Source organism: Xenorhabdus poinarii G6, assembly GCF_000968175.1.
In the GTDB taxonomy this organism is placed as follows: Bacteria; Pseudomonadota; Gammaproteobacteria; order Enterobacterales; family Enterobacteriaceae; genus Xenorhabdus; species Xenorhabdus poinarii.
On sequence record NZ_FO704551.1, the window covers coordinates 3,493,722 to 3,512,776 of the forward strand.

Here is a 19,055-nt window from a genome sequence, read left to right on the forward strand (position 1 = left end):
CACCACATCAACCAAGCAATTTGCTTGTGAGATATTTACAGGAAGAAAATCAGGGGCAAGAACATGGAGAAGTGGTGCTGATAGGCAGATTCGAACTGCCGACCTCACCCTTACCAAGGGTGTGCTCTACCAACTGAGCTATATCAGCACATCTTGGAGCGGGCAGCGGGAATCGAACCCGCATCATCAGCTTGGAAGGCTGAGGTAATAGCCATTATACGATGCCCGCGTGAACTCGGCTACCTGACTTAAATCAGCTGTATACTGTATCTCAAGTGCTTTTCTGGAGTATAAACTCGAGCAGAACACTCAAGATTAAAACTGGTTAATGGTGGTGGGGGAAGGATTCGAACCTTCGAAGTCTGTGACGGCAGATTTACAGTCTGCTCCCTTTGGCCGCTCGGGAACCCCACCTTTTCCAAATTTTTAATGGTGCCGGCACCAAGAATCGAACTCGGGACCTACTGATTACAAGTCAGTTGCTCTACCATCTGAGCTATGCCGGCATCAAGTGCTGCGCATTCTAGGAAGAGTTGACTCACGATGCAACAAAAAAATTGTTTTTTTTGTTCTTTTGCTCATAAAACAGTCATTTTTAATATTACTGATGTTTTTTTCAATACTTTTAGATCAAATAACCAACAGAGACATCTTATCCAGGAAGAACCAATAAACGAATTTACCTATTATTTTTTTGAAAATTATTTGGTTAATCTTATCCCTACCTTTCTAAAAGGAAGAAAAATGGCTAGCCAATCCCTCCAGAGAGAGCAATTTTTTTAATTTTTTGTATTTCTCATCAAAAAAATCACTAAAATCATAAAAAAATCTACGCCTACAATAACGCAACCGATATGATGATATTTATTTTTGTCGGATACGGGTGTTTTCAACAACCTGTCCAACCTGCATAGATAGGCAGACGTTGGCTTATGAATAAGAAAGAATCTTTTTTGACGACTCCATATTTACAATTTGATCGTGAACATTGGGCAACATTGCGTGACTCGATACCTTTAACGTTAACAGAAGAAGAAGTTGCCGCTTTAAAAGGGATTAATGAAGAAATCTCAATAGATGAGGTGATTGAAATTTATCTTCCATTGTCACGCCTCCTCAATTTTTATATTAGCTCTAATTTACGACGACAAGCAGTACTTGAGCAGTTTTTAGGAACAGACGAACAAAAAATACCTTATGTTATAGGTATCGCGGGCAGTGTTGCAGTCGGAAAAAGCACAACTGCGCGCTTATTACAGGCATTACTAAGCCGTTGGCCAGAACATCGTCGTGTTGAGTTAGTAACAACAGACGGTTTTCTGCATTCTAACGATGTATTAAATGAACGTGGTTTAATGAAAAAAAAGGGATTTCCTGAATCCTATGATATGCACAATTTGGTCAAATTCGTCGCCGACATAAAATCAGGCACGGAAAAAGTCGCAGCACCGGTCTATTCTCACCTAAGCTATGATATTGTTCCGGATGAGCAACTGATTATTGAAAAACCGGACATCCTTATTCTTGAAGGTTTAAACGTATTACAAAGTGGCATGGATTACCCACATGAGCCACATCATGTATTTGTTTCTGATTTTGTTGATTTTTCTATTTATGTTGATGCACCAGAAAAATTACTCGAGCAATGGTACATCAGTCGTTTTCTTAAGTTTCGACAAGGGGCTTTTTCCGATCCTGATTCTTATTTCCACAACTATTCTAAGCTGACAACAAAAGAAGCCATCACAGTAGCATCGAATATTTGGCGAGAAATTAATGGATTAAACTTACAGCAAAATATCTTACCAACCCGAGAACGGGCTAGCTTGATTATGACGAAAGGAACTAATCATACCATTGAAAGCGTCAGATTAAGAAAATGAAACAAAAGCCGGAAATAGTTGAACTGACCCCAGAAGGTTGGACATTTTAGTTAAACGGCGTGTAAGGCCTGATTTCGATATGCTATCGGAGTTAGGCCTTTTAATTTCACCTTGATCCGTTTTGTATTGTAATATTCAATGTATTCTTCTATTTTTTCAATCAGTTCATCCGCACTTTTAAAGTGCTGCTGGTGATACATTTCTGTTTTGAGTAAGGCAAAAAAGTTTTCTGCCATCGCATTATCCAAACAGTTCCCTTTCCTCGACATACTTTGTTTAATATCTTTATCAGCAAGTTGCTTTTGATAAGCCTTATGCCGATATTGCCAACCTTGATCACTGTGAATGAGTGGCTTAGCGTGAGCATCTAGCCCATCTAATGCCTCTTTTAGCATCTCTGTCACTAAAGGCAGACTCGCCTTTTTCGCCACGTTGTAAGCGATAACCTCTTGATTAAATAAGTCAATAATAGGTGATAGATAGACTTTTTGTTCATTCACTTTAAATTCCGTCACATCCGTTACCCATTTCTCATTAGGTTTTGTCGCGCGAAAATCTCTTGCCAACCAATTCGGTGCTGTTTTTCCAACTTCCCCACGATAAGAACGATATTTCTTCGGCCTTACCGTGGATTTTAGGTTTAATTGCCCCATTAATCGTTGTACTGTTTTATGATTGATTTTAAAGCCATTTTTTCTCAATGCTAAATGAATGCGGCGATAACCATAACGACCTTTATGCTCATGATAGATAGTTTTAATCATCTCTATTTCTTGTTCATAAGCACGCGTTTTTTTAAGCGCCTGGCATTGATAGTAAAACACGCTTCTTGCAAGATTAATGGCACAAAGTAAGTGCTTTAATGGATATTTCTTTTTAAGAGCTAAAACAATTAACGCTTTTTCTTTGCTCGTGGGCGTTTCTTCTGTTCCAGCTCTGCTAACTTTTTTAGGACCGCATTTTCTGCCCGCAAATAAGCTAATTCTTCTTTAAGTTCCTCAACTGTCATTTCGTCATCAGATTTCGGCGGGGTTTTAGGTCGGGATTTCATTGGGGGTCTTCCTCGCTGAGGACTTTCGAGTCCTTTGATACCGGTTTCATTATACTTATCAAGCCAGACTGATAAGGTACCTGGAGTCGTTAAATTGAGAACTGCACTAGTGTGAGTGAGGGACCAATCATGTGTCCACATTAATTTTAAAGCTTGGAGTTTTGTGACAGTACAAAGAGAGTGAGACGTTGGCAAAAAGGCGTTATCGCCATGAATGGCAACAACTTGAGCCCAGTATCGAATTTGTCGAGAAGAGATTGAATATTCCGCTGATAGCTTATCCGATGTGTTACCTGCCAGACATCGTTTAGCAATAATGATTTTTAGTTCACGACTATATTTAGACATAAAAAACCCCCAGTAATTAGTTGTCCAACTATTGGGGGTCACTTCATAGTTCCGGCTTTATTATTAACAACCTCTTAAGGATATTTCCCCGCCAATATAGGGCGTAATAACACCATTGATATCAAGTAACAGAGCACCTTGTGGATCAATCCCACGAGCTACGCCATAGACTTCCCGATCACCAATAATTAGCTTTACATTACGATTGATAAAATTATCTAATTTAAACCAGCGAGACATAAAAGGCGTTAACCCTTCTTTTTCAAACTGAGTTAATGCTTTTTTAAGTTCCACGATGATTTCAGCGACCAACTTATTCCGCTCAACAACTGTTCCTGATTGTTGTAAATTAGTCCAATGCTGATTAATTGATCTCTGTTGATCGCTACTCATCGAGATATTGATACCTATTCCGATTACAACATGAGCCGCATCCCCTGTTTTTCCCGTCAGCTCAACCAATATTCCTGCCAATTTTTTATCATCCAAATATAAATCATTTGGCCATTTTACTTTTACTCTTTCCGCCCCCTGTCGGTTAAGGACTTCTGCAATGATAATACCTACCACTAAACTTAAACCTATCGCTGCCGCTGGCCCCTGTTCCAAACGCCAATACATAGATAGGTATAAGTTTCTACCAAAAGCAGAAATCCATTTCCTACCACGGCGTCCTCGACCGGCATACTGGTATTCTGCAACACAAGCATCACCTGAATTGAGTTCCGCAAACTTTTCCAGAATATACTGATTTGTGGAATCAATAACAGGTATCACTTCAATGTGGTTATTGGGGAGAAAATTTTCAATAACTTCTTTATCTAGCAGATTCATTGGGGCTGGGAAACGATAACCTTTACCCGGGAGAGTTAGAATTTCGACACCCCATTCACGGATAGTCTGAATATGTTTATTGATCCCTGCACGACTCATTCCCAATTTTTGGCCAAGTTGCTGACCTGAATGAACCTGACCATCAGATAATACTTTAATTAATTTTAATGGAGTACCGATATCTTTCATGAAATACATTCCACTGCGTCTATCTCACCTTCACTACCAATGAAACGCACTTCAGGTTCTAAGAAGATATTAAATTTTTCTGCAACCTTGCTATACACATAAGCCGCCAAGTCAATGACATCTTGTCCGGTTGCATGACCTTTATTAATTAATACCAGTGCTTGTTTAGTATGTATCGCAGCGCCGCCAATAGAATATCCCTTCAATTGACACTGTTCGATAAGCCAACCCGCTGCAATCTTTATGCTTTTCTCATTATGAGGGTATTGAGGACAGTTTGGATATTCAGACTTAATTTTGCATGCTAACTCAATTGATACTATAGGATTTTTAAAGAAGCTTCCCGCATTTCCCATCAACACTGGATCTGGCAGTTTATTCCGACGCATTTCACATACAGTATCGAATATTTGTTTGGGGGTGATATTTTCTTGTGAAAGCTGCGCTAACGCACCGTACGTTAAAATAGGCTTCCATTGCTTACTCAGACGTAATCCAACAGCAGTGATAGCATAGCCGTTTTTATATTGATGCTTAAATATGCTGTCTCTATACGCAAATTGACACTCCTTTGCCGTTAGACGAATTAGATTACCTGATTTCAGCTCGACAAAATCCACATATTCACAAACATCTTTAAACTCAACACCATAAGCCCCAATATTTTGGATTGGAGCAGATCCAACATTGCCAGGGATCAAAGCGAGATTTTCTAAACCATAGATCTGTTGCTTAAATAAATAAGTAATCAGCTCATGCCAATTTTCACCTGCCCCAACATGAATGTACCATTCAATATCAGTCTGTTGGATATTAACACCAAGAATACGGTTTAGAATCACTGTGCCTTTAAAATTTTCAGTAAAGAGGACGTTACTTCCTCCTCCCAACAATAAAATAGGATGATGCTTTTTGATTGCTCTTTGCCATAAAGCTAGGAGAGATTCAACAGAATTGGCGATATCGATATGCTCGGCACAGGCTGAAATGCCAAATGTGTTAAACGTTTTTAGTTGAGTAAATTGACAGACAGACATTCATTTCAAGCCCAATAGATAATTTAAATGTAGTCTATCAGACTCTACATTTGAAAGATAAGTACGTAATAAGCCGTACTTATCTCCTATTAAATATATTCAAAAGTTAGAAATGCAAAAGGCCACTCGTATGAGTGGCCTTTTGACTGGGTATTAAAGCTTGGCAGTTCCCTACTCTCACATGGGGAGACCCCACACTACCATCGGCGCTACGGTGTTTCACTACTGAGTTCGGCATGGGGTCAGGTGGGACCACCGCGCTATTGCCGCCAAGCAAATTCTGTTTTATTTGCCGAACACATTATTTATGGTGCTGATACCCAGATTCGAACTGGGGACCTCACCCTTACCAAGGGTGTGCTCTACCAACTGAGCCATATCAGCAAAGGCTAAAAATAAAAAGTGCTGCCAATCGGGCAACACTTATTAATTTAATGTCTGGCAGTGTCCTACTCTCGCATGGGGAGACCCCACACTACCATCGGCGCTACGGTGTTTCACTGCTGAGTTCGGCATGGGGTCAGGTGGGACCACCGCGCTATTGCCGCCAAACAAATTCTGTTTTCTTTGTCGAACACATTATTTATGGCGGTGACTCTCTCTCTGCCCACTAAAACACCTTCGGTGTTGTCAGGTTAAGCCTCTCGGTTCATTAGTACTGGTTAGCTCAACGTATCGCTACGCTTACACACCCAGCCTATCCACGTCTTCGTCTTAAACGTTCCTTCAGGACCCTCTAAGGGTCAGGGAAGACTCATCTTAAGGCAAGTTTCCCGCTTAGATGCTTTCAGCGGTTATCTCTTCCGCACTTAGCTACCGGGCAATGCCATTGGCATGACAACCCGAACACCAGTGGTGCGTCCACTCCGGTCCTCTCGTACTAGGAGCAGCCCCTTGCAATCTTCCAACGCCCACGGCAGATAGGGACCGAACTGTCTCACGACGTTCTAAACCCAGCTCGCGTACCACTTTAAATGGCGAACAGCCATACCCTTGGGACCTACTTCAGCCCCAGGATGTGATGAGCCGACATCGAGGTGCCAAACACCGCCGTCGATATGAACTCTTGGGCGGTATCAGCCTGTTATCCCCGGAGTACCTTTTATCCGTTGAGCGATGGCCCTTCCATGCAGAACCACCGGATCACTAAGACCTACTTTCGTACCTGCTCGCGCCGTCACGCTCGCAGTCAAGCTAGCTTATGCCTTTGCACTAACCTCACGATGTCCGACCGTGATTAGCTAACCTTCGTGCTCCTCCGTTACACTTTGGGAGGAGACCGCCCCAGTCAAACTACCCACCAGACACTGTCCGCAACCCGGATGACGGGTCCACGTTAGAACATCAAACATTCAAGGGTGGTATTTCAAGGATGGCTCCATGCAGACTGGCGTCCACACTTCCAGGCCTCCCACCTATCCTACACATCAAGGCTCCATGTTTTTTTTTTAGCTATAGTAAAGGTTCACGGGGTCTTTCCGTCTTGCCGCGGGTACACTGCATCTTCACAGCGAGTTCAATTTCACTGAGTCTCGGGTGGAGACAGCCTGGCCATCATTACGCCATTCGTGCAGGTCGGAACTTACCCGACAAGGAATTTCGCTACCTTAGGACCGTTATAGTTACGGCCGCCGTTTACTGGGGCTTCGATCAAGAGCTTCGCCTTGCGGCTAACCCCATCAATTAACCTTCCAGCACCGGGCAGGCGTCACACCGTATACGTCCACTTACGTGTTTGCACAGTGCTGTGTTTTTATTAAACAGTTGCAGCCAGCTGGTCTCTGCGACTGGCCTCGGCTCCGGACGCGCGGTCCTTCACCTAACGCCAGCGTGCCTTCTCCCGAAGTTACGGCACCATTTTGCCTAGTTCCTTCACCCGAGTTCTCTCAAGCGCCTGAGTATTCTCTACCTGACCACCTGTGTCGGTTTGGGGTACGATTAATGATAATCTGGAGCTTTTTTGCTTTTCCTGGCAGCAGGGCATCAGCAACTTCGCCACCGTAGTGACTCGTCATCAGACCTCAGTGTGATGGTCAGCCGGATTTACCTGGCTCACCCACCTACATCCTTAAACCGGGACAACCGTCGCCCGGCCTGCCTAGCCTTCTCCGTCCCCCCATCGCAATTATCACCAGTACAGGAATATTAACCTGTTGCCCATCGACTACGCTTTTCAGCCTCGCCTTAGGGGTCGACTCACCCTGCCCCGATTAACGTTGGACAGGAACCCTTGGTCTTCCGGCGAGCGGGTTTTTCACCCGCTTTATCGTTACTTATGTCAGCATTCGCACTTCTGATACCTCCAGCAGACCTCACAGTCCCCCTTCAACGGCTTACAGAACGCTCCCCTACCCAACAACACCTTAAGTGTCGCTGCCGCAGCTTCGGTGCATGGTTTAGCCCCGTTACATCTTCCGCGCAGGCCGACTCGACCAGTGAGCTATTACGCTTTCTTTAAATGATGGCTGCTTCTAAGCCAACATCCTGGCTGTCTGAGCCTTCCCACTTCGTTTCCCACTTAACCATGACTTCGGGACCTTAGCTGGCGGTCTGGGTTGTTTCCCTCTTCACGACGGACGTTAGCACCCGCCGTGTGTCTCCCGTGATAACATTCTTCGGTATTCGCAGTTTGCATCGGGTTGGTAAGTCGGGATGACCCCCTAGCCGAAACAGTGCTCTACCCCCGAAGATGAATTCACGAGGCGCTACCTAAATAGCTTTCGGGGAGAACCAGCTATCTCCCGGTTTGATTGGCCTTTCACCCCCAGCCACAAGTCATCCGCTAATTTTTCAACATTAGTCGGTTCGGTCCTCCAGTTAGTGTTACCCAACCTTCAACCTGCCCATGGCTAGATCACCGGGTTTCGGGTCTATACCCTGCAACTTAACGCCCAGTTAAGACTCGGTTTCCCTGCGGCTCCCCTATACGGTTAACCTTGCTACAGAATATAAGTCGCTGACCCATTATACAAAAGGTACGCAGTCACACCCTAAAGGGTGCTCCCACTGCTTGTACGTACACGGTTTCAGGTTCTCTTTCACTCCCCTCGCCGGGGTTCTTTTCGCCTTTCCCTCACGGTACTGGTTCACTATCGGTCAGTCAGGAGTATTTAGCCTTGGAGGATGGTCCCCCCACATTCAGACAGGATACCACGTGTCCCGTCCTACTCATCGAGCTCACACTGCCAACGCCTTCGGATACGGGGCTATCACCCTTTACTGCCGGCCTTTCCAGACCGTTCTCCTGACGCTGACACTGCTGATGGCTCTGGGCTGCTCCCCGTTCGCTCGCCGCTACTGGGGGAATCTCGGTTGATTTCTTTTCCTCGGGGTACTGAGATGTTTCAGTTCCCCCGGTTCGCCTCATTAACCTATGAATTCAGTTAATGATAGTGTGACAAGTCACACTGGGTTTCCCCATTCGGACATCGCCGGCTATCACGGTTCATATCACCTTACCGGCGCTTATCGCAGATTAGCACGTCCTTCATCGCCTCTGACTGCCTAGGCATCCACCGTGTACGCTTATTCGCTTAACCTCACAACCCGAAGGTGTCTTCGGAGATGCGGGTTGAGAGACTCGCTCAATACTGTCTTAACAGTACTGAGTGTTTCAAATTTTCAGCTTGTTCCAGATTGTTAAAGAGCAAAAATTTCACAACACACGCCGTGCCTGTGTTCTGAAATGGTTTTATTCATCGAAGAGGATGGTGGAGCTAAGCGGGATCGAACCGCTGACCTCCTGCGTGCAAGGCAGGCGCTCTCCCAGCTGAGCTATAGCCCCATTAAGATACCGTGCGCCTTTCACCGTCTGCCGGGTCTGGACTTGGTAGGCCTGAGTGGACTTGAACCACCGACCTCACCCTTATCAGGGGTGCGCTCTAACCACCTGAGCTACAAGCCTATGCCGATACCGTCTCTTCATTTTCATCAGACAATCTGTGTGAGCACTGCAACAATAACCTATCTTCGGTTTAAGGAGGTGATCCAACCGCAGGTTCCCCTACGGTTACCTTGTTACGACTTCACCCCAGTCATGAATCACAAAGTGGTAAGCGCCCCCCCGAAGGTTAAGCTACCTACTTCTTTTGCAACCCACTCCCATGGTGTGACGGGCGGTGTGTACAAGGCCCGGGAACGTATTCACCGTAGCATTCTGATCTACGATTACTAGCGATTCCGACTTCATGGAGTCGAGTTGCAGACTCCAATCCGGACTACGACAGACTTTATGAGGTCCGCTTGCTCTCGCGAGGTCGCTTCTCTTTGTATCTGCCATTGTAGCACGTGTGTAGCCCTACTCGTAAGGGCCATGATGACTTGACGTCATCCCCACCTTCCTCCGGTTTATCACCGGCAGTCTCCCTTGAGTTCCCACCATTACGTGCTGGCAACAAAGGATAAGGGTTGCGCTCGTTGCGGGACTTAACCCAACATTTCACAACACGAGCTGACGACAGCCATGCAGCACCTGTCTCACGGTTCCCGAAGGCACTTTCGCATCTCTGCAAAATTCCGTGGATGTCAAGAGTAGGTAAGGTTCTTCGCGTTGCATCGAATTAAACCACATGCTCCACCGCTTGTGCGGGCCCCCGTCAATTCATTTGAGTTTTAACCTTGCGGCCGTACTCCCCAGGCGGTCGATTTAACGCGTTAGCTCCGGAAGCCACAGCTCTAGGCCACAACCTCCAAATCGACATCGTTTACAGCGTGGACTACCAGGGTATCTAATCCTGTTTGCTCCCCACGCTTTCGCACCTGAGCGTCAGTCTTCGTCCAGGGGGCCGCCTTCGCCACCGGTATTCCTCCACATCTCTACGCATTTCACCGCTACACGTGGAATTCTACCCCCCTCTACGAGACTCTAGCCAACCAGTCTTAGATGCCGTTCCCAGGTTAAGCCCGGGGATTTCACATCTAACTTAATTGACCGCCTGCGTGCGCTTTACGCCCAGTAATTCCGATTAACGCTTGCACCCTCCGTATTACCGCGGCTGCTGGCACGGAGTTAGCCGGTGCTTCTTCTGCGGGTAACGTCAAACGCCAACCTTATTCAGGCTGCCGCCTTCCTCCCCGCTGAAAGTACTTTACAACCCGAAGGCCTTCTTCATACACGCGGCATGGCTGCATCAGGCTTGCGCCCATTGTGCAATATTCCCCACTGCTGCCTCCCGTAGGAGTCTGGGCCGTGTCTCAGTCCCAGTGTGGCTGGTCATCCTCTCAGACCAGCTAGGGATCGTCGCCTAGGTGAGCCTTTACCTCACCTACTAGCTAATCCCATCTGGGTTCATCCGATGGCGTGAGGCCCGAAGGTCCCCCACTTTGCTCCACAGAGATTATGCGGTATTAGCCACCGTTTCCAGTGGTTATCCCCCGCCATCGGGCAGATCCCCAGACATTACTCACCCGTCCGCCGCTCGCCGGCAAGAAAGCACGCTTTCTCCCGCTGCCGCTCGACTTGCATGTGTTAGGCCTGCCGCCAGCGTTCAATCTGAGCCATGATCAAACTCTTCAATTAAAAGTCTGATGCTCAAAGAATTAAACGGTTTATTCATAATGAATTCACTGTTAGTCACTCTTTAAGACTTTAATCTTTTTTCGCCTTTCGGCGTTGCGATAGTGTCTTGCGAGTGCCCACACAGATTGTCTGATTAATTTGTTAAAGAGCGTGTCAACCGGGCATTGCTGCCGGGTTGCGAGGCTGCGTATTTTACGCTTTTCGCCTCGAGAGTCAAGCGTTTATTTTCGCTTTCTTCTCCCTGCCCGGCGCGGCCTGTATCAGCGTGGCGTCGGTCAGTGGTGGCGCATTATAGGGACTTTTACGGCGCTGGCAATCGTTTTTTTGAAAAAAACCACCAACCGTTGATTATTTCGGCAAATTTAACTTAAAGTGATAGTTTTTCCAGCGTAAGGAAGCCAAATTCGCGTAAAACAGGACGCAGCGCTTCACTTGATGGTTCTATTTTTGTGCAATATGCCAAGCTATCCGCTGTTGTCAAAAATAAACCTTCCCGATTTTCCCGATGCCTAACTAACCATGCCGTTCTGCGGGCAATAGCACTGCCCGAATCAATTAATCTTGTTCCGCTTGGTAAAACTTGTGAAAGCTCCTCGGCTATCAGAGGAAAGTGGGTACAACCTAAAATCACAGTGTCCGGTGGTTCTTCCATTTTCAGCCACGGTTTTAATATTTTCTCCAGCTCTTTTAATGGAACATCCTTGCCATGTAATTTTCCCTCGGCTAATTCGACTAACTCGGCAGAGCCAATTGAATGCATCTGACAATCCGACGCAAATCTTGCAATCAATTCTTTAGTATAGTGACGATTCACTGTGGCTCGCGTCGCCAATAATCCAACCACACGATTACAAGTTAGCTTCGCAGCAGGTTTAATCGCCGGAACAACGCCAACAACAGGAAAAGGAAAATGCTCACGTAAAACGGGCAAGCTGACTGTACTGGCGGTATTGCAAGCAATAACGACAATCGCCAAAGGGTGTTTCTTCTGAATTGTATCAACGACCTGAACAACCCTTTCTATAATGACTTCTGCCGTTTTCTCACCATAAGGAAATGCTTCATTATCGAAAGCATATATATAGTGGAGATCCGGCAAAAGTTGCCGAATCTCTTGATAGACAGATAGCCCCCCCACTCCGGAATCAAAAACCAGAATCGTTGGGCGGGCAGTATTGTTTAAATCAGAAGTGTCAGAAGCTGTAGCTGCCAGTGAGGTAATATTCTCGTCCTGAAGTGCGATAACCATAGGCTGTCTCATAATTTTTATCAAACAGATTAGCTATTCTAGCACGGATCGTGAAATGGTCGGTGATTGGATATGAGGCATTCACATACCATATACTGACACCACCTAACTTGACTGTCTGCGGAGGATATGTTCTATAGTCATGATCATAACGCCGACCAATATATTGATAGGTGATTCCCCAATCGACATTAAAGGCCTCCCAATCTAATTGATATTTAACTTGCTGCTTAGCTCTGCGAGTGAGTGGCTTATTATCACCGTCTCGTGGATCAACATACTGCAATGTTAGCTGGTGCTGGAATACACCGGTATCCATTGTTCCCGTCCACTCAGCGCCTGCGATTCTTGCCTTTCCAATATTTTCATAACGGTTATTGGCGAAATCTATCAATTGATCGATATCGTTACGATAAGCCGATAAACGCCAACTAAGTGCCCCGGTCAATCCTTCAATGCCAACTTCCCATTGTTGACTTTTTTCCGGCGTCAGATTTTCATTTCCCCATTGGCTATAAAGTTGACTCAGCGTCGGCGCCTTAAACGCTGTCCCATAGGCACTAATAAAACGATAGCCATCCATAAACGTCCAGCCGATACCCATTTGTCCCGTTGTATTCCAATCATATTCAGAATGGCGATCTGAACGCACAGCACCTTCTACAATGACATCCTGAATCTTTTGCTGTGCCGTTAAATAGAATCCCGTATTATCAACATATTTTTGCGTGGGGATATGATTAGAACCAGCGGCCACCGATTCCCTTTTCCAATCAATCCCACTACTGATTGCACCATAACCAACCTGCCAGCGATTTCCCCATTGAACATTATATTGTTTCGAATCACTCAGACTGGAATTTTGGCCATAACGACCGTATTTAGGGAAATAGTTGTTATCTTTGACATGACTGTAACTGGCAATGAATTGAGAAGAATAAATACCTTGATTAAAGTGAATACCAGTATCATAGGTACGGTTGGACAGTTCACGCGTATCCGCCTCACCAAGACTCTGTGCGTCATAAGCCGTCCGGTTATTAAAACCATAGGTTCGGGCAAATCCACTGAGGTGCGCATTGATTTTATGATCCAATTCCAACCACCCCATTTTGCTCATAAAGCCATCACGATCTGGCTGGTGGTATCCGCCTGTTTTACCATCAACAACGACATCAAACCCTTTGGTATAAGTATAACCTGCGGCTGTCGTTAATAAGGTATTCTCACCAATTTGTTGCTGTGTCGAACCATCATAGTTTTGATATCCGTTCGATCCTAGTCCGGCATTTAACGTTGTGCCCCGTTGTGCTCGCTTTGTGATGATATTGATCACGCCACCAATCGCATCAGAACCATACACCGCAGACCGTGCACCATGGACATATTCTATTCGTTGTACCATTGAAAGCGGGATCTGACTAAAATCGGCCGCGCCGGTAATACCTGCCTGATTCAAACGAATGCCATCCACCAGCACCAGCGTATGATTTGAATTTGTGCCTCGCACAAATAAAGAGGAATGTTGGCCAATTCCGCCATTCTGCGCAATATCAACACTGGGTAAGCGCCGTAAAACGTCAACTAAGTTATTCGATTGCCAACGATCAATATCCTCACGCGTCACTACCGTTACAGGGGCTAAAACAGAAGAAACCGGCTGATTAAATCGATTAGCGGTAACCACTAACGAGTCTTGATCATCAGCAACCGCAAAATGACCCCAACTAGAAAATACCGCCACAGACGCAGCAGACAAAAAAAGCTGTTTTTTATTTATCATAAGACTTGTAATGAGAATGTATATGTTTTCTGACGATGGCGTATTTTCTGACTATATAGCATAGATAAGCATCTAACGACCCTGTTGCTCACCATGATTATGCCACTATTGCTAAAGCGCCATGCTACGATGAAGACCTTAACGTGTCCAGAATGCCTCTCCATCAAAAAAAGAAGCGAATAAATCAGAAAACTGGACATCCTTTGTACTTTCCCTACAATGCCGCTCGGAAATTTTTCTTAACGTGACCATACGAGAACCAGATAATGCAGAATGCCTTGCCAACGGAAAATTATGAAAATCAATTGATGGAGAAGATCCATCGCCTGAAAGGGATGATGACCCCCTTTAGTGCACCTGAGCCTGACGTTTTCCGTTCCCCTGCATCACATTACAGAATGCGAGCAGAATTCCGTATCTGGCATGAGGAAGATGACCTCTACCACATCATGTTTGATCAGCAGACCAAACAACGTATTCGTATTGATCAATTTCCGGTAGCCAACCCGTTAATCAACAACATGATGCAAGCCATCATTAGCGGCATAAAAGACAACCCGGTATTACGCCATAAACTCTTTCAGGTGGATTATCTCTCCACTCGTAGTAACAAAATCATTGTCTCATTGCTGTACCACAAAAAACTGGATGATGAATGGCGTGAACATGCAACTGCTCTGCGTACTCAACTTATCGCCGCAGGATTTGATGTTCAGCTTATTGGACGCGCATCAAAAACTAAAATCATGCTTGACCATGACTATATAGATGAAGAGTTACCTGTTGCCGGTAAGACCATGATTTATCGTCAGGTTGAAAATAGCTTCACTCAGCCAAATGCCAGCATCAATATTCATATGTTGGAATGGGCGATCGACAGCACCAAAGATGCTAAAGGTGACTTACTTGAGCTATATTGCGGCAACGGTAATTTTTCTCTGGCGCTGGCACAGAATTTTGATCGAGTATTGGCAACAGAAATTGCCAAACCCTCCGTTGCGGCCGCACAATTCAACATTGCCGCAAACCACATTGAAAATGTACAGATTATCCGCATGTCAGCGGAAGAATTTACACAGGCAATGAATGGAGAAAGGACATTTAATCGACTACAAGGGATTGATTTAAACAGTTATCAATGCGAAACCATCTTTGTCGACCCGCCACGCAGTGGGTTGGATGAAGAAACGGTCAAAATGGTTCAAGCGTATCCCCGTATCCTGTATATCTCCTGCAATCCAGAAACGCTCTGCAAAAATCTGGAAACACTGATACAAACCCACACGGTCAGAAAACTGGCACTCTTTGATCAATTTCCTTATACCCATCACATGGAATGTGGTGTGCTATTGGAAAAAAGAACATCATCGCCAATAAACCAACATTAAAAACGAAAACGCCACAACACTAAAGGGTGGCGTTTTTAACTGAATTGTTCTCAATAAAAACAATCAACACCGATTTTCTGAAGTGAATATCGCTTGCTGCTTGCGTTTTTTCATTTTTAGGTAGATCCAAAACACTAAGGCCATGCTAATGATAACCGGCAGGAAATTAGACCCCATTTTTGGATATTCCATCCGAATAAAAGCGCTATACATGAACAAACCTAAGAAGAAGCACCCGACAGCGAGCCTTGGCAACCCTTGTGCCATTGGATAATTCAAATAACGTTGATGGAGACAATATAAAGAAAGAACCAATGCAATAATAGGGAAAATAGAAAAAGGGACAAATGAACTGAAAAAGGCTGAGAAAGTTCCGTTCGTTGCCACTCCGACTATAAGAGCCAGCAACATTGTGCTTTTATCTTGGCGGTATTGTTCCATCGTATTGTTCTCCTTTCATGATTATTCAGAGGATTTAGGACTCGCGTTAGGGACAGTATTTTTTTCTTGCTCACGACGATACCAATAATAAGCGCCTTTGGAAATCATACGGAGTTGTAAAACCAAACGTTCTTCGAGACGATGCCTTTTTTCTTCATCAATATCCAATGCTTCTGCACCTGCACTGAATACGATTGTTACCATCGCCTCAGCTTGTATTTCACTAAAGTGACGAGGCATATGCCTGGCTTGCTCAAGATAGTCGGCCAATTCGGCAATAAAATGCTGGATTTCTCGTGCTACAGCCGCACGGAATTCAGCCGATGTCCCGGAGCGTTCACGCAGCAACAGCCGGAACGCATTGGGATTGTTGCCAATAAACTCCATAAACGTTGAAACCGAAGTACGGATGACGCTGCCTCCTTTTGCAATGCGCTGACGCGCCTGACGCATTAGCTGACGCAACATTAAACCACTTTCATCCACCATCGTCAGCCCCAACTCATCAACATCCCGAAAATGTCGATAAAAAGAAGTCGGCGCAATACCAGCTTCCCGAGCCACTTCTCGTAGGCTCAGACTTGTAAAGCTGCGTTCAGCACTGAGTTGGCTGAATGCCGCTTCAATCAGGGAGCGACGGGTTTTTTCTTTCTGTTTTGCTCTGACGCCGGTTACGTTACTCACAACAATCCTGATCTATCTCGATTTTGTAATCAGGCAAATATAACAGATTCTGTCAGGTTTGCTGTGATTGTTCTCTTAAACATATTATTCTCTGTTTCCCTGTTTTATGTCTAAACAATGGGATAAAAACCGTGCAATCATTGGGTTATTACAATAAATAATGTTAAGATAGCGTTGTTATTTTGTGTAAAAACAGGTCATCCCTCTATGCAACATACTCATTTTGATGCCATTGTGATTGGCTCTGGTCCCGGAGGGGAAGGAGCCGCAATGGGGTTGGTGAAACAAGGTAAAAACGTTGCTGTTATAGAACGTTACAATAATGTCGGTGGTGGATGTACTCATTGGGGCACCATACCATCGAAAGCGCTCCGCCATGCCGTTAGTCGTATTATTGAATTTAATCAAAACCCCCTCTACAGTGATAACTCCCGCATCCTCCGCTCTTCATTTTCAGAAATTCTGCGTCATGCTGAAGTGGTGATTAACCAACAAACTAAAATGCGCCAAGGATTTTATGAGCGTAACCGCTGCAAAATGTTTGCCGGGGAAGCAACGTTCATTGATGAACACCAGATCAAAGTCCGTTATGCCGATGATAGTTTTGATATCTTGAGTGCAGACAAAATTATCATTGCCACTGGCTCCCGTCCTTACTGCCCACCTGATGTCGATTTTACCCATTCCCGTATTTATAACAGCGATACCATTTTGCAACTGACCCACGAACCACACCATGTGATTATTTATGGTGCCGGCGTGATTGGCTGTGAATATGCCTCAATTTTCCGGGGATTAGGTGTTAAGGTGGATTTGATCAATACCCGTGATCACCTGCTATCCTTTCTTGATCAAGAAATGTCTGATGCCCTCTCCTACCATTTCTGGAATAGTGGCACTGTCATCCGCCACAATGAAGAATATGAAAAGATTGAAGGTGTCGAAGATGGTGTCATTGTTCACTTGAAATCCGGTAAGAAAGTCAAAGCGGATTGCCTATTGTATGCCAATGGCAGAACAGGCAATACCGATACGTTAGATTTAGACAATGTTGGGCTGGAAACCGATAGCCGGGGCTTACTGAAAGTTAATCGCGTCTACCAAACCAGCAATGAAAATATCTACGCAGTGGGTGATGTTATCGGCTATCCAAGTCTGGCTTCGGCGGCTTACGATCAGGGGCGTATTGCTGCAAAAGCCATCACGACAGGTAATGCTGGTCTGCAATTGGTAGAAGATATCCCAACGGGGATTTACACCATTCCTGAAATCAGTTCAATTGGCAAAACTGAGCAACAATTGACCTCAATGAAGATCCCTTATGAGGTAGGCCGCGCGCAATTCAAGCATCTGGCAAGAGCGCAAATTGCAGGGATGAATGTTGGCAGTATCAAAATCCTTTTCCATCGTGAAACAAAACAGATTTTAGGTATCCACTGTTTTGGCGAACGAGCTGCCGAGATCATTCACATTGGTCAGGCTATCATGGAGCAAAAAGGAGAAGGCAATAATATCGAATATTTCGTTAATACGACCTTCAATTATCCGACAATGGCGGAAGCCTACCGAGTTGCAGCACTCAATGGGCTAAACCGATTATTTTGATATTTTGCCAGGCACATCGAAATAACGCCCCATTTTCGTCCGAATCGCCTCTGCCAACTGCTCATAGCGACCACGCAGAGGTGAACCGGGACGATAGACCAAGATGACGGATCGCTTAGGTTCCGGCCCATCACATTCCAAGTAACAAACACCATCACGATTTCCCTCTCTCGGAACCGACAAATCAGGTAATAATGTGATACCGCTGCCCGCAGCAACCATGTTACGCAACGTTTCCAGGCTAGTTCCCCTAAAATGGGTATCTTCCTTGGCCCCCGCCTGAAAACAGAATCCCATGGCTTGATCGCGCAAACAGTGCCCATCTTCCAGCATTAATAATTTCTCACCGGAAAGCTCATCCATCTTAATTTTCGCTCGTCCGGCCCATTTGTGATCTTCATACACCGCCAGTTTCATCGACTCTTCAAACAACGGCACTTCAATAAATGCTTCCGTTTCTTTCACCAACGCCAGGATGGCACAATCCAGCTTCCCACTATCGAGTTGCGCCAACAAATTTTGGGTCTGAGCCTCATGCAGATACATTTCCAATTTGGGGAACAACTTATGCAGTTCAGGAATGATCCGTGGCAGGAGATAAGGGCCAATGGTTGGAATCAGGCCAATATGCAACGGCCCGGACATACTTTCACCTTGGAGAGAGGCCATTTCTTGCAAGACTTTCACTTCTCTCAAGACAGTTTTAGCCTGTTCCACCAGTAGCAGACCCTGTTGGGTAAATAAGACCTTGCGACTCGTGCGTTCCAACAACATCACACCAAGTTCATCTTCTAACTTGCGAATTTGCCCACTCAGTGTCGGTTGGCTGACATGACAAGCATCAGCGGCTCGGCGAAAATGCCGATATTCAGCCAGTGCTACCAGGTACTCCAGATCGCGGATATTCATTTCCAACCCCATTGTTGACGGTCAATATTTGACGAGAAAGCACGATATTTTTAGATATGGTCGTTATTATACACATATTAAGTCATTAACTTAACAGATGATAACATTAAGTAATTAATTGATTTCACTGTAAAAA

The 19,055-nt window shown here is 45.2% G+C and carries 12 protein-coding genes, 7 tRNA genes and 4 rRNA genes; 3 read left to right on the top strand and 20 right to left on the bottom strand.

Going from position 1 to position 19,055, the window contains the following annotated elements:
- Nucleotides 1-72: 72 nt before the first annotated feature.
- The 4 genes from XPG1_RS16110 to XPG1_RS16125 form a co-directional block, all read right to left on the bottom strand.
- Nucleotides 73-148, bottom strand: a tRNA-Thr gene (locus XPG1_RS16110).
- Nucleotides 149-154: 6 nt separating this feature from the next.
- Nucleotides 155-229 (bottom strand) — tRNA-Gly (locus XPG1_RS16115).
- 100 nt (nt 230-329) lie between these two features.
- Nucleotides 330-414: transfer RNA gene (locus tag XPG1_RS16120), tRNA-Tyr, on the bottom strand.
- Between the two features lie 16 nt (nt 415-430).
- A tRNA-Thr gene (locus XPG1_RS16125) sits at nt 431-506 on the bottom strand.
- 426 nt (nt 507-932) lie between these two features.
- Between XPG1_RS16125 and coaA the strand changes: the two genes are divergently transcribed.
- Nucleotides 933-1,883, top strand: coding sequence for a type I pantothenate kinase (gene coaA / locus XPG1_RS16135; protein ID WP_045960151.1), 951 nt, complete (start codon nt 933-935; stop codon nt 1,881-1,883).
- Between the two features lie 50 nt (nt 1,884-1,933).
- Here the strand turns inward: coaA and XPG1_RS16140 are convergent, their stop codons facing one another.
- From XPG1_RS16140 to btuB, 13 genes are all read right to left on the bottom strand, one after another.
- Complete coding sequence (locus XPG1_RS16140) at nt 1,934-2,866, bottom strand: IS3 family transposase (RefSeq protein ID WP_157879560.1); 933 nt, start codon at nt 2,864-2,866, stop codon at nt 1,934-1,936.
- Nucleotides 2,776-3,282: a helix-turn-helix domain-containing protein gene (locus tag XPG1_RS16145; protein WP_045959034.1), complete on the bottom strand. Its 507-nt coding sequence runs from the start codon at nt 3,280-3,282 to the stop codon at nt 2,776-2,778. The genes XPG1_RS16140 and XPG1_RS16145 overlap by 91 nt, the downstream gene beginning before the upstream one ends.
- 63 nt (nt 3,283-3,345) lie before the next feature.
- Nucleotides 3,346-4,305 (bottom strand): bifunctional biotin--[acetyl-CoA-carboxylase] ligase/biotin operon repressor BirA, encoded by a 960-nt coding sequence (gene birA / locus XPG1_RS16150; protein ID WP_045960152.1) that lies wholly within the window; start codon nt 4,303-4,305, stop codon nt 3,346-3,348.
- The gene (murB, locus tag XPG1_RS16155; RefSeq protein ID WP_045960153.1) at nt 4,302-5,342 is read right to left on the bottom strand and encodes a UDP-N-acetylmuramate dehydrogenase; all 1,041 of its coding nucleotides are present in this window, start codon (nt 5,340-5,342) and stop codon (nt 4,302-4,304) included. Before murB ends, birA begins: the two co-directional genes overlap by 4 nt.
- A gap of 158 nt (nt 5,343-5,500) precedes the next feature.
- Nucleotides 5,501-5,616, bottom strand: a 5S ribosomal RNA gene (gene rrf, locus XPG1_RS16160).
- Nucleotides 5,617-5,650: 34 nt separating this feature from the next.
- Nucleotides 5,651-5,726: transfer RNA gene (locus XPG1_RS16165), tRNA-Thr, on the bottom strand.
- Between the two features lie 52 nt (nt 5,727-5,778).
- A 5S ribosomal RNA gene (gene rrf / locus XPG1_RS16170) occupies nt 5,779-5,894 on the bottom strand.
- 79 nt (nt 5,895-5,973) lie between these two features.
- Nucleotides 5,974-8,881: ribosomal RNA gene (locus XPG1_RS16175) — 23S ribosomal RNA — on the bottom strand.
- A gap of 169 nt (nt 8,882-9,050) precedes the next feature.
- Nucleotides 9,051-9,126 (bottom strand) — tRNA-Ala (locus tag XPG1_RS16180).
- Nucleotides 9,127-9,169: 43 nt separating this feature from the next.
- Nucleotides 9,170-9,246, bottom strand: a tRNA-Ile gene (locus XPG1_RS16185).
- Nucleotides 9,247-9,317: 71 nt separating this feature from the next.
- Nucleotides 9,318-10,860: ribosomal RNA gene (locus tag XPG1_RS16190) — 16S ribosomal RNA — on the bottom strand.
- The 16S, 23S and 5S rRNA genes sit together here with 3 tRNA genes alongside, the layout of an rRNA operon.
- Nucleotides 10,861-11,227: 367 nt before the next feature.
- Nucleotides 11,228-12,109 (bottom strand): glutamate racemase, encoded by an 882-nt coding sequence (murI, locus tag XPG1_RS16195; RefSeq protein ID WP_045960154.1) that lies wholly within the window; start codon nt 12,107-12,109, stop codon nt 11,228-11,230.
- Nucleotides 12,054-13,892: a TonB-dependent vitamin B12 receptor BtuB gene (gene btuB / locus XPG1_RS16200; RefSeq protein WP_045960155.1), complete on the bottom strand. Its 1,839-nt coding sequence runs from the start codon at nt 13,890-13,892 to the stop codon at nt 12,054-12,056. Before btuB ends, murI begins: the two co-directional genes overlap by 56 nt.
- Before the next feature lie 266 nt (nt 13,893-14,158).
- Here btuB and trmA point away from each other — a divergent pair, with 266 nt between their 5' ends.
- On the top strand, nt 14,159-15,280 hold the full coding sequence (gene trmA, locus XPG1_RS16205; RefSeq protein ID WP_045960156.1) for a tRNA (uridine(54)-C5)-methyltransferase TrmA: 1,122 nt from the start codon (nt 14,159-14,161) through the stop codon (nt 15,278-15,280).
- A 63-nt stretch (nt 15,281-15,343) separates the two neighbouring features.
- Here trmA and XPG1_RS16210 read toward each other — a convergent pair whose 3' ends face one another.
- Both XPG1_RS16210 and fabR read right to left on the bottom strand, forming a co-directional pair.
- Nucleotides 15,344-15,721 (bottom strand): YijD family membrane protein, encoded by a 378-nt coding sequence (locus XPG1_RS16210; protein WP_045960157.1) that lies wholly within the window; start codon nt 15,719-15,721, stop codon nt 15,344-15,346.
- A gap of 21 nt (nt 15,722-15,742) precedes the next feature.
- Nucleotides 15,743-16,405 (bottom strand): HTH-type transcriptional repressor FabR, encoded by a 663-nt coding sequence (fabR, locus tag XPG1_RS16215; RefSeq protein WP_045960158.1) that lies wholly within the window; start codon nt 16,403-16,405, stop codon nt 15,743-15,745.
- A 207-nt stretch (nt 16,406-16,612) separates the two neighbouring features.
- Between fabR and sthA the strand changes: the two genes are divergently transcribed.
- The gene (gene sthA, locus XPG1_RS16220; RefSeq protein ID WP_045960159.1) at nt 16,613-18,010 is read left to right on the top strand and encodes a Si-specific NAD(P)(+) transhydrogenase; all 1,398 of its coding nucleotides are present in this window, start codon (nt 16,613-16,615) and stop codon (nt 18,008-18,010) included.
- On the opposite strand, the gene oxyR is transcribed toward sthA, so the two are convergent.
- Nucleotides 18,002-18,919 (bottom strand): DNA-binding transcriptional regulator OxyR, encoded by a 918-nt coding sequence (gene oxyR, locus XPG1_RS16225; RefSeq protein ID WP_045960160.1) that lies wholly within the window; start codon nt 18,917-18,919, stop codon nt 18,002-18,004. The genes sthA and oxyR overlap by 9 nt on opposite strands.
- Nucleotides 18,920-19,055: the final 136 nt, after the last annotated feature.